The sequence below is a fragment of the Stenotrophomonas sp. RG-453 genome, from assembly GCF_033843685.1.
Lineage (GTDB): Bacteria > Pseudomonadota > Gammaproteobacteria > Xanthomonadales > Xanthomonadaceae > Stenotrophomonas > Stenotrophomonas bentonitica_A.
Genome location: NZ_JAMYED010000005.1, coordinates 142,164 through 156,363, shown reverse-complemented (window position 1 = coordinate 156,363; position 14,200 = coordinate 142,164). Strand labels below are relative to the sequence as shown.

At 68.6% G+C, this 14,200-nt stretch carries 4 protein-coding genes; all 4 read left to right on the top strand.

All coding sequences use genetic code 11. The features are described 5' to 3' along the window. The first annotated feature begins 446 nt into the window (after positions 1–446). The 4 genes from NJD74_RS11375 (at position 447) to NJD74_RS11360 (ending at position 14,196) form a co-directional block, all read left to right on the top strand. Positions 447–9,074, top strand: a complete 8,628-nt coding sequence (locus tag NJD74_RS11375; RefSeq protein ID WP_102788999.1) for an ESPR-type extended signal peptide-containing protein — start codon at positions 447–449, stop codon at positions 9,072–9,074. Positions 9,075–9,231: 157 nt separating this feature from the next. Further along, the gene (locus NJD74_RS11370; RefSeq protein ID WP_026069677.1) at positions 9,232–11,085 is read left to right on the top strand and encodes a S8 family peptidase; all 1,854 of its coding nucleotides are present in this window, start codon (positions 9,232–9,234) and stop codon (positions 11,083–11,085) included. A gap of 125 nt (positions 11,086–11,210) precedes the next feature. Continuing rightward, positions 11,211–12,938 (top strand): type II secretion system ATPase GspE, encoded by a 1,728-nt coding sequence (gspE, locus tag NJD74_RS11365; protein ID WP_070471691.1) that lies wholly within the window; start codon positions 11,211–11,213, stop codon positions 12,936–12,938. Positions 12,939–12,975: 37 nt separating this feature from the next. Beyond that, positions 12,976–14,196, top strand: a complete 1,221-nt coding sequence (locus NJD74_RS11360; RefSeq protein ID WP_070471692.1) for a type II secretion system F family protein — start codon at positions 12,976–12,978, stop codon at positions 14,194–14,196. The last annotated feature ends 4 nt before the right edge of the window (positions 14,197–14,200 follow it).

Genomic DNA, 14,200 nt, shown 5'->3' with positions numbered 1-14,200 from the left:
GCGCATCGCCTCCCATTCGAGGCAGTGAAAACCGCGTGAAGAAACCGCCGGCTTGCCCGGCGGTTTTCTTTTGTACGCCCCACAACATGATCGGCAGCAATGAGTTACATCGCGTTACAACGTGAAATGACGTTATCGCCGTTACTCACATGTATCTAACAAAATCCTTCAATAACGCGTGGTTTTTGTGACGCACTTCGCGGTCATATGAATTTCAATGTCAAAGTCTTGACGTTGTTCAAACTGTACGTTAACACTGCATCCTCATTTCGACAGCGTTCAGTTCCACAGTAACCGCATGGATGGCGTGCACGCTGTAGGTATCTGCCAGCCATTGCGCACAACGCAGTAAATCAAGCGAAAAAACGCCCCCAGGGGACGTTGGACCACGCGGTCCGGCGTTGGCGTCGCTTTGCCTAAAACCAGCCTAATCAGGAGCCGCATCGATGAATCGGATTTATCGCAAGGTCTGGAACAAAGCACTGGGGCAGATGGTCGTCGCCTCGGAATTGGCCAGCAGCCAGTCCTCGGGTGTCGTCATCGATCAGCGCCGAACCTCTGGCGGACGCAACACCGCACTGCTCTGCGCCGCCATCGCGTTGACGCTGGGAGTGGGCATGGCAGGCGGCGCGCAGACAGCGCGTGCGCAGTCGGTGGAGGTGGGTGGGAACGCGAACTGCGTGGTTCTGAACAGCACGGTCATCGACAGCTGTGTCGTTGATGGCAATGCCACCGCCTCGGGCACCAATGCGGTGGCGATCGGCAGCAACAGCACGGCCTCCGGGGCGAACAGCGTGGCGCTGGGCGCCGGCTCGAAGACCAACCGCGCCAACACGGTATCGGTGGGTGATGCGGGCAAGGAACGGCAGGTTACCAACGTGGCCGCCGGCACCGCCGCCACGGATGCGGTGAACAAGGCACAGCTGGACAAGGTTGCAGTGGCAGCCGAAGGCGCGACCCGCTATTTCAAGGCCGACGGTGACGGCAACGATGCCGACGCGGCGAAGATCGATGGCGAAGGTGCACTGGCCGCAGGGGCGAGCGCCAACGCGGACGGTGACGGCGCAACGGCGCTGGGCCACAGCAGCCAGGCCATCGGCAATGCGACCACCGCAGTGGGCAGCGAAGCACTCGCGGTCGGCCTCGGGGCAAGTTCGTTCGGCCAGGGCAGCCTGGCCTTCGGTGATGCGAGCATCGCGCTCGGCCAGAGCGCTGCGGCGTTCGGTCTGGGCGATGTCGCGCTCGGTGCATCGGCAGTGGCGGCCAGTGAAAACGGCGCGGCCACCGCGATTGGCGGTCTTGCCGAAGCCAGCGCCGATGGCGCGACCGCGATTGGTGGCGGCGCACTCGCCATCGGCCCGGGCAGCACCTCGCTGGGCCGCGGCGCGGCCAGTGCCGGCGAAGCGTCGGTGGCGGTCGGTGCGTTCAGCGTCGCGGTCGCCGATTTCAGTGCGACGCTCGGTGCGAATTCCGCTGCGGTTGCGGTAGGCAGCGTGGCGCTCGGCGCCGGCTCGTACGCCGATCGCGTCGACACGGTGTCGGTCGGCAATGCGCAGAACGGCCTGCGCCGCCAGATCACCAATCTCGCCGACGGCACCGATGACAGCGATGCGGTGAACAAGGCGCAGCTCGATGCCGTCGGCGGCGTCGCCGCCAACACGGACAAGTACTTCCAGGCCACCGGCAGCAGCGACAGCGATGCCGGTGCCTTCGCGGCAGGCGACAACGCTACGGCGATCGGTGAAGCATCCAACGCGCTGGCCGACGGTGCGACCGCGCTCGGCAGCGGCGCCACGGTGACCGCGCAGAACGCAACGGCGGTCGGTTACAACGCCAGCGCCACCGGCCAGAACAGCGCGGCCTTCGGCACCAATGCGCAGGCCAATGGCCCGGGCAGCGTGGCGGTCGGCGGTGCTGCGGTGGATGCCGATGGCAATCCGCTGATCACCAATGGCGGCGTACCGGTCGATACCGGCGCGACCAGCGCCGGCGTGGGCGGCACGGCGGTCGGTGCAAGTGCGGAAGCCTCCGGGTTCGCTGCGTCGTCCTACGGCGTCGGCGCGTACGCGGCCGGTGCACAGGCGTCGGCCTTCGGCGCGGTGGCCAACGCCACCGGCGACTATTCCACTGCGGTCGGGACGCAGAGCGTGGCGACCGGCAACAGCAGCACGGCCATCGGTGGCCCGGCGGATCTGCTGCCGGGGCTGGGCTTCTTCGTGCAGACCCAGGCCAGCGGCGAAGCCGCCACGGCCGTCGGCGCAGGTGCGATCGCCAGCGGTGATTACGCCGTGGCCAACGGCACCCTGAGCGAAGCCTCGGGCACTGAAGCCACCGCCGTGGGCTACTTCGCCTATGCCCCGGGTGAGGGCGCCACTGCACTCGGCGCGGAGACCTGGGCCAGCGGGGAACTGAGCACGGCGGTCGGTTTCTACAGCACCGCGCGCGGCGCCAACAGCGTTGCCCTCGGCGCCAACTCCACCGCCACCCGTGACAACACGGTCTCGGTCGGTGACGTCGGCAACGAGCGCCAGATCACCAGCGTCGCAGCCGGTACCGAAGCCACGGACGCGGTCAACAAGGCACAGCTTGATGCCGTCGCGACGTCGGCCTCGGCGACCTCGGCGCAGTTCAAGGCGAACGGTGCGGCCGGCGGTGTGGTCGGTGCCTTCGCCGAGGGTGAGGATGCGCTGGCGGCCGGTGAGGCCAGCAATGCGCTGGGTGCCGGTGCCACGGCGGTCGGCGGCGGCGCGACCGCGGTCGGCGATGACACTGTCGCGCTGGGCCGCAACAGCAGCGCCACCGGCAATGGCAGTGTCGCCATCGGTGGGCTGGGCCAGGCCTATGACGAATACAACCAGCCGCTGGTCGATGACCAGGGCAATGCGATCCTGATCGGTGCGACCGCGGCGCCGGACAGCGTGGCGGTCGGTGCCGGTGCTCAAGCTACCGGCACCACCAGCAACGCCTTCGGCAGCGGCGCGCAGGCCACCGGCAGCAACAGCCTGGCCAGCGGCTACAAGGCCCGCGCGACCGGCGATTACAGCGTGGCGCAGGGCGACAATGCCTTCGCCAGTGGCGAAGAAACCACGGCCACCGGTGCCTATGCATGGGCCACTGCCGATGGCGCCACCGCCTTCGGTTCCAGTGCATGGGCGACCGAAGCCAACGCGACCGCAGTCGGCCAGTCGGCCTGGGCCAGCGGCACTGGATCGACCTCGATCGGCTACAACAGCTGGGCGCGCGGCAGCAGTTCCACCGCGCTCGGCCGTGGTGCCTTCGGCTACGGCGACAACAGCGTAGCCGTAGGATTCCAGGCCCTGGGCAACAGCATCAACACCATCGCCATCGGCACCAATGTGGTGGCCGGCGGTGAAAGCGCGATCGGTATCGGCGCCGGCAGCAATGCCAGTGCGTCCAACAGCGTGGCGCTCGGCGCGGGTGCGGTCGCTGATCGTGCCTACACCGTCTCGGTCGGCAACGATGGCCGGCAGCGCCAGATCACCCAGGTCGCCGCCGGTACCGAAGGCAGTGATGCGGTCAATCTCGATCAGCTGAGCGCAGCCACCGATCAGTTCCAGGCCAGCGGTGATGGTGTTGCCGTCGCCGGTGGCGAGGAGAGTGTGGCCGCCGGCGCGAACGCGGCGACTGATGGCAACTACGCCACTGCCGTGGGCTCGAGCAGCTTCGCGGCCGGTACCGGCGCATCGGCTGTCGGCAGTGGTGCCTTTGCCTTGGCCGACAACGCCAGTGCCCTCGGCTTCAACGCCGTTGCCAGCGGTGCCAACGCAAGCGCAACCGGTGCCAACGCACAGGCGAGCGCCGAATACGCAACGGCCAGCGGCGCCGAAAGCCTGGCCTCGGGTGAGCAGAGCACCGCGACCGGTGCGGCCAGCGTCGCCTCTGGTGCCGGCAGTCTGGCCGGTGGCGCGCTGTCCGACGCGGCGGGTGAAGAGTCGGTGGCCCTGGGCTACTTCAGCAGCGCCAGCGGTGAGGGTGCGACGGCCGTCGGCGCGGAAAGCGTGGTCAGCGGCACCCTCTCGGCGGGTTACGGGTTCGCCTCCGAAGCGACCGCCAACTACACCACCGCGATCGGCGGGTATGCCGTGGCCTCGGCTTTCAACGCCACCGCGCTGGGCAGCTTCGCGCAGGCGACCGGCTCCAACAGCGTGGCCCTCGGTGGTGATGCTGAAGCCTCCGGAGCCTACAGCACCGCCACCGGCCAGGGCAGCCTGGCCAGTGGCATCAACAGCGTGGCCGTCGGTGGTGCGCTGTTCGGCCTGCTGCCTACCGAAGCGTCGGGCAATTACTCCACGGCTGTCGGTGGTGGAGCATGGTCGCCCGGCGTGAACAGCACCGCGCTCGGCAACGCAGCAACCTCCACCGGGGCCAACAGCGTTGCGCTGGGCGCGGACTCGATCGCCGACCGCGATGACAGCGTCTCGGTCGGCAGCGCCGATGCGCAGCGCCAGATCACCCACGTCGCCGCCGGTACCGACGGCACCGATGCGGTGAACGTGAACCAGTTGAATGCGGTGGCCGATGCGGCCGCCACCACTAGCAAGTTCTTCCAGGCCAGTGGCAGTGCCGACAGCGATGCCGGTGCCTACGTGGAAGGCGACAACGCGCTGGCTGCCGGTGAGGCCGCCAATGCCATCGGCAACGGCGCCACCGCGCTGGGCAGTGGCAGCACCGTGATCGCCAATGAATCCACCGCCCTGGGCTTCAATGCCACGGTCACCGGGGACAACGCCGTGGCGATCGGCAGCAACGCCAGCAGCAGTGCTGCCGGGGCAGTCGCCATCGGCGATCTGAGCGCGGCGTCCGGTGCGGCGTCCGTCGCCATCGGCGGTGGTTCGCTGTCGCAGGGCTTCGGTGCGGTCGCGATCGGCGCTGGCTCGGAGGCGGCAGGCCTGGCCGCGACGGCGGTCGGGTACGGTGCGTGGGCGCTGGGCCGCGAGTCCACCGCGATCGGCAACTTCGCCACCGCCGACGGCTGGCAGGCCAGCGCGTTCGGCGCCAATGCCAGTGCCGCCTTCTTCGGCACCGCGCTGGGCAGCAATGCGCAGGCGGGCGAGGTCGCCACGGCGGTCGGCCAGGGCACGCGTGCGGACATCGCCGGCGCCGCCTTCGGCGTGCAGGCCAACGCCGGCCAGTATGGTGTGGCGGTCGGCAACAACGCCGCCACCGCCGAGGACGGCGTGGCCGTAGGCTTCAACGCGTTGGCCGGTGCGGATGCGGGCAGCGTCACCCAGGGCATCCAGACCACGGCCATCGGCAGCGAAGCCTGGGCAACCGAAGACGGTGCCACCGTGGTGGGCTACAACAGCTACGCGCAGGCGCTGAACTCCACCGTGGTCGGCAGCAACACGTGGACCACCAAGGACGCCGACAACAGCGTCGCGCTCGGTGCCGGTTCGCTGGCCGACCGTGCCAACGCCGTGTCGGTCGGCGCCGCAGAAGCCTGGACAGACGCCGCGGGCGTGGTGCATGCGGCCATCGACCGGCAGATCACCAATGTCGGTGCCGGTACCGAAGACACCGATGCGGTCAACCTTGCGCAGTTGAAGGAGGTGGCGGCCACCGCCGAAGCCACCAGCAAGTACTTCCAGGCCAGCGGCAGCGACGACAGCGACGCCGGTGCCTACGTGGAAGGCGACAATGCGCTGGCTGCCGGTGAGGCCGCCAACGCCATCGGCAACGGCGCCAGCGCACTCGGCAGCGGCGCCACCGCCATCGCGGACAACGCCACGGCCGTCGGTTTCAATGCCCTGGCCAGCGCTGACGGCGCCGCGGCCCTGGGCAGTGACGCGCAGGCGACCGGCGAAGACAGCGTGGCGATCGGCAACGGCGCCAGTGCCAGCGAGATCGGTGCGAGCGCCACCGGCGCCGGTGCACAGGCCGGTGGTGCATACGCCACAGCGACCGGCAGCCAGTCCACGGCGGCCGGCCAGCAGGCCACCGCCAATGGCTTCCGCGCCAATGCCTCCGAAGCCGGTGCATCGGCCTTCGGCAGTTACAGCGAAGCGACCGGCCAGCTCTCGTCCGCGCTGGGCTACGGGGCGGTCGCCTCCAACGCCTACGCCGTGGCGGTGGGTGCGGCCTCGACGGCCTCCGGCGCTGGTGCGGTGGCGATGGGTGAGTACTCCGAAGCCACCGGCGATGAGAGCGTGGCGATCGGTGGCACGACCTTCTTCGGTCTGCTGCCGTCGCGCGCATCGGGTACCGGTGCCTCGGCCTTCGGTGCGGGCGCGTGGGCAACCGATGATTACGCCACGGCGATCGGCTGGAACTCGTGGGCCGATGCGGGCAATGCCACGGCACTGGGTGCCAGTGCCAGCGCGGAAGGCGTGAACAGTGTTGCGCTCGGCGCCGGTTCCACCGCGGATCGCGACAACTCGGTCTCGGTCGGCACCGCCACCGCGCAGCGGCAGATCACCAACGTCGCCGCTGGTACGGAAGGCACCGACGCGGTGAACGTCGATCAGCTCAGTGCGGTCGCCGATGTGGCCGAAACCACCAGCCGGTTCTTCCAGGCCTCGGGCAGCGGCAACGGCGATGACGTCGGCAGCTTCGTCGACGGGGCGTATGCCACTGCGGCGGGTGAGGCGGCCAATGCGTTCGGTACCGGGGCCTCGGCCTACGGCAGCGGCGCGCTGGCGTCGGGGCGCAATGCCTCTGCGTCGGGCTTCAACGCCTCGGCCACGGCCGACTCGGCGACCGCCATCGGTGGTGCGTTGTATTACGAAGATGAGAACGGCAACGTGTTGCTCGACAAGGCCACCAGCGCCAGCGCCGTCGGTGCCACCGCGCTCGGTGCGGGGGCGCAGGCCGACGGAAGCTTCAGCACCGCGACCGGTGCCGGTGCCACGGCGGCCGGGCTGCAGTCCTCTGCTTTCGGCTACAGCGCCGAAGCCGGCAGCGACTACAGCACCGCCGTCGGTACGTTCAGCGCGGCCAGCGGCGTGCGCACCACGGCGTTGGGCTACGGGGCCGAAGCCAGTGGCGATTACGCCTCCGCACTGGGCTGGGGCAGCGCCGCCTCGGGCAGCTACGCCAATGCGATCGGCTACGCATCACAGGCCAGCGGCGACAACAGTGTGGCTGCCGGTTCCAACGCCTGGGCAACCGCGGCACGCACCACGGCGGTCGGGCAGCTGGCCTGGGCGACCTCGCAGGGGTCCACCGCCATCGGCCAGGACAGCTATGCCTACAGCGGCATCAATGCCACCGCACTGGGCACCAGTTCGTCGGCCAGTGGTGCCGGCAGCGTCGCGCTCGGCGCCGGTGCCCGCACCAGTGAAGCCAACGTGGTCTCGGTCGGTGGCGGTAACGGCACCACCGGCCCGGCGACGCGGCGCATCACCAATGTCGGGGATGCGGTCAATGCCAGTGACGCGGTGACCAAGTCGCAGCTGGATTCGGTCGCTGCCACGGCCGATGCGGTCGGCAAGCACTTCCAGGCCAGCGGCAGCGGCGTGGCCACGGCCAGCGGCAGTGATGCACTCGCCGCCGGTTCCGGCGCCACCGCCAGCGCAACCCGCAGCAGTGCACTGGGTACCGCGGCGGTCGCCTCGGCCACCGGTGCCACGGCCGTCGGTGCCGATGCCTCGGCACGCGGTGCCAACAGCACCGTGATTGGTCGCCAGGCCTCGACCAATGCGACCAACGGCGTGGCGATCGGCAACGGTGCGTTCGCCAGCAACGGGGCCAACAGCATCGCGATCGGGTCGGCGGCAGGCGTCTCCGGTGCCAACGCGGTGGCATTGGGCGCCGGCTCGCGCGCGGTCGAAGCCAATGTGGTCTCGGTCGGTGGCGGCAACGGCACCGATGGCCCGGCGACACGCCGCATCGTCAATGTGGGTGCCGGTCGCATCGCGGCGGGCAGCACCGATGCGGTGACCGGCGGCCAGCTCAACACCACCAACCAGCGCGTGGGTGCGGTGGAAACCCAGGTCGGTGATATCGACACCCGGATCGGCTCGGTCGAGAACGTCACCGCCAATGCGCTGACCTACGACGACAGCAGCCGCGACACGCTCACCCTCTCGGGTCTGCAGGGCACCACGCTGGACAACGTCGGCAGCGGTTCGATCGCATCCGGCAGCCGCCAGGCGATCAACGGCGGGCAGTTGTTCCAGTCGCTCACCGATGTCGCCACCTTCCTCGGCGGCGGGGCCAGTGTCGGCATGCAGGGCGTGTTCGTTGCGCCGAACTATGTGATCCAGGGCGCGACGTACAGCAACGTAGGTGATGCACTGGGTGCGCTGGACCGCAAGGTCAGCGACCTCGATCAGCGTGTCGCCGGTGGCAGCAGTGGCAGTGCACGTGCACGGACTGCCTCGCTGGCGACTGCCAGCGTCGCAGCGGACACCAGCGCTGTGCAGGAGGCCAGCGTCATCAGCGCTGCCAGCGAAACCGTCGTCGCCAACGTGCAAGGCGCGCCGACCGCTGCAAGTGTCGGCAGCAGTCAGCCAATCAACGCGCCGGCGGCCGCACCTGCCGCCGTCAACGCGGTGGCGATGGGTGACGGTGCCGTCGCAAGCGGGGCCTCGGCCACGGCCATCGGCCAGGGCGCGACCGCCTCGGCGGCCAACTCGGTGGCGCTGGGCCAGGGCTCGGTCGCCGATCGTGCCGACACCGTCTCGGTCGGCAGCGTCGGCAACGAGCGACAGGTCGCCAACGTCGCGGCCGGTACGCAGGCCACTGATGCTGTCAACAAAGGCCAGCTGGATGGCGGCATCGCGACCGCCAACAGCTACACCGACCAGCGCTTCACCTCGATGGCCGACAGCTTCGACATCTACAAGGGCGAGATCGACCAGCGCCTGCGTCACCAGGACCGCCGCATCGATCGCCAGGGCGCGATGAGCGCGGCCATGCTCAACATGGCCACCAGCGCCGCCGGCGTGCGCACCCAGAACCGCGTCGGTGTCGGCGTCGGTTTCCAGGGCGGCGAATCGGCCCTGTCGCTGGGCTACCAGCGTGCGCTCAGCGAGCGCGCCACGGTGACCCTGGGCGGTGCCTTCAGCAGTGATGACAGCTCGGTCGGCGTGGGTGCCGGCTTTGGCTGGTAAGCCGTTTCAACGCGGGGCCGTGCGCGGCCCCGCCGCAACGCAATGCAAGGCCTGAGGGGGCGGGTCACGGGAACCCTGGCCAGGGCCGGCCAGGGAGCTCGCATGGAGTGTTGGCCTGAACAGTCGTTTGATCCATGACCTTGAAGAGGACGTCAACGTGACCAGTAAGCAGAACCTTCGCATCAATGTGCTGGCAGCCGCCGTGCTGTCGTTGTCCGCAGGCGCCAGCGCCTATGCCGCGGGCCTGCCGGCCAAGGAGCCGGTGCGCCAGCCGGCTGCCGCCCAGGGCGCAGAGCGCATCATCGTCAAGTACCGCCCCGGCAGTGCCGCGGCCACGGATCGTTCGGCCAAGCTGACGGCCGTGCAGTCGGCGGTCGCCCGCGCCAGTGTCGGTGGCTCCGCCGCCGGGCGTGCCAGCGCGGTGAACCCGCAGATCGTGCGCAAGCTCGGTGTCGGTGCCGATCTGATCCGCCTGCAGGGCCGCTTGAGCCCGGCCGAACTGCAGAAGGTGCTGGCCGAGATCAAGGCCGATCCTTCCGTGCAGTACGCCGAAGTGGACGTGAAGCTGCAGCGCACCGATGTGCGCCCGCGCGACGCGACCCCGCAGCTGGTGCCGAACGATCCGTACTACGCGCAGTACCAGTGGCATCTGAACAGCGCTACCGGCGGCATCAATGCGCCGGCCGCGTGGGACATCGCCCAGGGCGAAGGCGTAGTGGTGGCGGTGCTCGATACCGGCATCCTGCCGCAGCATCCGGACTTCTCCGGCAATCTGCTGGAAGGCTACGACTTCATCAGCGACGCGGAGACCTCCCGCCGCGCCACCGATGACCGCGTGCCCGGCGCGCTGGATTACGGTGACTGGGTGGAGAACGACAACGAGTGCTATGCCGGCTCGCTGGCCGATGACAGTTCCTGGCACGGCACCCACGTGGCCGGCACCATCGCCGAATCCACCAACAATGGCGTCGGCATGGCAGGCGTCGCGTACAAGGCCCGCGTGCTGCCGGTGCGCGTGCTCGGCAAGTGCGGCGGCTACCTCTCCGACATCGCCGATGCGATCACCTGGGCCTCCGGCGGCACCGTTGCCGGGGTTCCGGCCAATGCCAACCCGGCCGAGGTCATCAACATGAGCCTGGGCGGTGGCGGCGCATGCGATGCGCTCTACCAGGACGCCATCAACGGTGCGGTATCGCGGGGCACCACCGTGGTGGTCGCCGCCGGCAACTCGGCCTCCAACGCGGCCAACTTCCGGCCGGCCAGCTGCGCCAACGTGGTGGCGGTCGGTGCCACCCGCATCACCGGCGGCATCGCCTACTACTCCAACTTCGGCCCGGTGGTGGATCTGTCCGGCCCGGGCGGCGGCGGCAGCGTAGACGGCAACCCGGGCGGTTACGTGTGGCAGTCCGGCTACAACGGCCTGACCACGCCGACCTCCGGTGCCTACAGCTACATGGGCATGGCGGGTACGTCGATGGCCTCTCCGCACGTTGCGGCGGTGGCGGCGCTGGTGCAGGGCGCGGTCGCCGCGGCCGGCAAGGATCCGCTCACCCCGGCCGCGCTGGAAGCACTGCTCAAGCAGACCGCGCGGGCGTTCCCGGTGACCATCCCGACCGCCACCCCGATCGGCACCGGCATCGTCGATGCCAAGGCGGCCCTGGACAAGGCGCTGGAAGAAGAGTGCACCGAGAACTGCGGCCCGGTGGCGACCCCGCTGACCAACAAGGTCGCCGTGGGTGGCCTGAGCGGCGCCGGTGGCAGCGAAGTGCTTTACAGCTTCGAGGCGCAGGCCGGCAAGGTACTGAGCCTGCTCACCTATGGCGGCAGCGGCAACGTCTCGGTGTATGTGAGCCAGGGCAAGGAGCCGACCGCGACCGCGTTCGATGCCAAGTCCACGCGGCCGGGCAACAGTGAAACCGTGCGCTTCACCGCACCGGTGGCCGGAACGTATTACATCAAGGTGGTGGGCGAGTCCGCGTTCAGCGGCGTGAGCATTCTCGCCAACCAGTAATACGGGTCAAACGCCACGGGAGTCCGTCATGTGACGGGCTCCCGTTTTTACATCTGGACGGTGTGGAATCCCGCGTACGATCGCGGTGAACTGCTAAAGTCGCAGCGGTTGCCAGGAGAAGCTTCTTGAACGCGGTTGCCCAGGACCCCACTGCAGAATCCACCGCTGAATCCCGCATCGTCGGGGTATTGCTGGAGAAAGGCCGGCTCAAGGACAGCGATCTGGCCCGCGCGCGTCCGCTGCACCGTGAATCCGGTGGCAGCCTGCTCGGCCTGCTGGTCCGCCTGGGGCTGGTATCAGAGCGCGACCATGCACAGACCTGCGCCGAGGTTCTCGGCCTGCCGCTGCTCGACGCCAAGGCCGTGCCGGAATCGCCGCCCGAAGCGCTGCTGGACGGGCTGCCGCTGACGGTGCGATTCCTCAAGCAGTTCCATGTCTGCCCCCTCGCATTGCAGGACGACGCGCTGGATCTGTGGCTGTCCGATCCACAGGACCCGTATGCGGCCGATGCCGTGCAGCTGGCGATGGCGCTGCCGGTCCGCCTGCATGTCGGCCTGCGCTCGGAAATCGATGATCTGATCGAGCGCTGGTTCGGCCAGGGCCGCAGCGCGATGGGCGCGATCATCGAAACCGCGGACGGTGAAGGTGCGGCGGTCGACGACATCGAACACCTGCGCGACCTGGCGTCCGAAGCGCCGGTGATCCGGCTGGTCAACCTCGTGATCCAGCGGGCGGTGGAACTGCGCGCCTCCGATATTCATATCGAACCGTTCGAGAATCGCCTGAAGGTGCGCTACCGCGTAGACGGCGTGCTGATCGAAGGGGAAAGCCCGCCGGTGAATCTCACCGCTGCGGTGATCAGCCGCATCAAGATCATGGCGCGGCTCAACATCGCCGAACGTCGCCTGCCGCAGGACGGCCGCATCATGCTGCGCGTGCAGGGCAAGGAACTGGACCTGCGCGTGAGCAGCGTACCGACCGCGCACGGCGAAAGCGTGGTCATGCGTCTGCTCGACCGCGACACCGTTGTGTTCGATTTCCATCGATTGGGGTTCACCGAGGCGTTCCTGCCGCAGTTCCGCAAGGTGCTGGAACAGCCACACGGCATCCTGCTGGTCACCGGCCCGACCGGTTCGGGCAAGACCACCACGCTGTACACCGCGCTGAGCCAGCTCAATACCGCCGACGTCAAGATCATCACCGTCGAAGATCCGGTGGAGTACCAGATCGAAGGCATCAACCAGATCCAGGCCAAGCCGCAGATCGGGCTGGATTTCGCCAATGCGCTGCGCAGCATCGTGCGCCAGGACCCGGACATCATCATGATCGGTGAAATGCGCGACCTGGAAACCGCGCGCATCGCGATCCAGTCCGCGCTCACCGGCCACCTGGTGCTGTCCACGCTGCACACCAACAACGCCGCAGGCGGCATCACCCGCCTGCTCGACATGGGCGTGGAAGATTATCTGCTCACCTCCACCATCAATGGCATCCTGGCCCAGCGCCTGGTGCGCAGGCTGGAGCCCCAGCACGCCCAGCGCTATCGCGCATCGCCCGAAGAGATCGATAAATTCGGCCTGCGCCGGCTGCAGCCGGAGGGTGAGATTTTCCTGTATCGCGCGCAGCCCTCGGCGATCGCACCGACCGGGTACCTGGGCCGGACCACCATCGTGGAATTCCTGGTGATGAACGATGCGCTGCGCAGTGCGGTGATGCGTCGGGCCGGGATGGGCGAGATCGAGCAGATCGCGCGTGCCGCGGGCATGCGCACCATGTACGAAGACGGGCTGTCCAAAGCCCTGCAGGGCCACACCACGCTGGAAGAAGTGCTGCGCGTGACGGAGGATGCCTGATGCGTGCCTGCGGCCAATACCGGGTGGGTGGCTGAGCATGCCCCAGTACCGCTACAAGGCGCTCAATGCCCACGGCGAACTGTTCGATGGCCAGATGGAGGCAGCCAGCGAAGCGGAGGTCGCCGCGCGGCTGCAGGACCAGGGCCACATGCCGATGGAGGCACGTCTGGCCAGCGAGGGTGTCGCTGGGGCGTCGTCGTGGCTGGCGCTGCTGCGCCGCAAGCCGTTCGATGGCGGCGCGCTGGTGCAGTTCACCCAGCAGCTGGCCACGCTGCTCGGTGCCGGCCAGCCGCTGGACCGCGCGCTGAGCATCCTGCTGGAACTGCCCGAAGACGAGCGTACCCGCCGCGTCATCACCGACATCCGCGACATCGTGCGCGGTGGCGCACCACTCTCGACCGCGCTGGAACGCCAGCACGGATTGTTCTCCCGGCTGTACATCAACATGGTGCGCGCCGGTGAGGCCGGCGGCAGCCTGCACGACACCCTGCAGCGACTCTCGGATTACCTCGAGCGCAGCGCCGAGCTGAAAGGGCGCGTGATCAACGCGCTGATCTACCCGGCGATCCTGTTGGTGGTGGTCGGCGGTGCGCTGCTGTTCCTGCTGGGTTACGTCGTGCCGCAGTTCGCGCTGATGTACGAGAGCCTGGATGTCGCGCTGCCCTGGTTCACCCAGTGGGTGCTCACCGCCGGGCTGGTGGTGCGCGAAGGCTGGGTCATCATGATCGTGGTGCCGGCCGTGATCGCGCTGGTAGTGGAACGGCGGCTGCGGCAACCGGCCGCGCGCCTGGCCGTGGATGGCTGGCTGCTGCAGCGCAAAGGCATCGGCCCGCTGCTGGGCAAGCTGGAGACCGCACGCCTGGCCCGCACGCTGGGCACGCTGCTGCGCAACGGCGTGCCACTGCTGTCCGGCCTGGGCATCGCGCGCAATGTGTTGAGCAACCGCGCGCTGGCTGCCGACGTGGATGCCGCCAGCGACGAGGTCAAGAATGGCAACGGGCTGTCGGCCTCGCTGTCGCGGGGCAAGCGGTTTCCGCGGCTGGCACTGCAGATGATCCAGGTCGGCGAGGAATCCGGTGCGCTGGATACGATGCTGCTCAAGACCGCCGATACGTTCGAGCAGGAAAGCGCGCGCGCGATCGACCGTCTGCTGTCGGCACTGGTGCCGGTGATCACCCTGGTGCTGGCCTCGGTGGTCGGCCTGGTGATCGTGGCCGTGCTGGTGCCGCTGTACGACCTGACCAATGCCATCGGCTGACCGG

Excerpts from the sequence above, each read along its gene's own strand:
- NJD74_RS11375 (WP_102788999.1), top strand. The coding sequence starts at position 447 with ATGAATCGGATTTATCGCAAGGTCTGGAACAAAGCACTGGGGCAGATG.
- NJD74_RS11360 (WP_070471692.1), top strand. The coding sequence starts at position 12,976 with ATGCCCCAGTACCGCTACAAGGCGCTCAATGCCCACGGCGAACTGTTC.